Annotated in this window: 1 protein-coding gene; it reads right to left on the bottom strand. The window is 67.8% G+C overall.

Annotated features, from left to right (window positions below):
* The coding region (locus tag I6F33_RS37950) for a toprim domain-containing protein (protein WP_249790066.1) at positions 1 to 459 on the bottom strand (459 nt) is incomplete at both ends.

Genomic DNA, 459 nt, shown 5'->3' with positions numbered 1-459 from the left:
GTCAGCAGCAGGGTGCGGATGTGCTGGCCGTCGACGTCGGCGTCGGCCATCAGCACGATCTTGTGGTACCGCAGCTTGGAGAGGTCGAAGTCGTCGTGGATGCCGGTGCCCAGCGCGGTGATCAGCGACTGGACCTCGTTGTTCTTGAGCACCCGGTCGATGCGGGCCTTCTCCACGTTGATGATCTTGCCCCGGATCGGCAGGATCGCCTGGAACCGCGACTCCCGCCCCTCCTTGGCCGACCCGCCCGCGGAGTCACCCTCCACGATGTAGAGCTCGCACTCCTCCGGGTTGGTCGACTGGCAGTCCTTGAGCTTGCCGGGCAGTCCGCCGATCTCCAGCGCGCCCTTGCGGCGCACCAGGTCGCGCGCCCGGCGGGCGGCCATCCGCGCCTGCGCGCTGGACAGCGCCTTGTTGATGATCGTCTTGGCTTCGCTCGGGTTGCGCTCGAACCAGTCG

This window comes from Bradyrhizobium sp. BRP20, from assembly GCF_020194215.1.
Lineage (GTDB): Bacteria > Pseudomonadota > Alphaproteobacteria > Rhizobiales > Xanthobacteraceae > Bradyrhizobium > Bradyrhizobium yuanmingense.
This window is presented reverse-complemented; position numbering and strand designations above follow the sequence as displayed.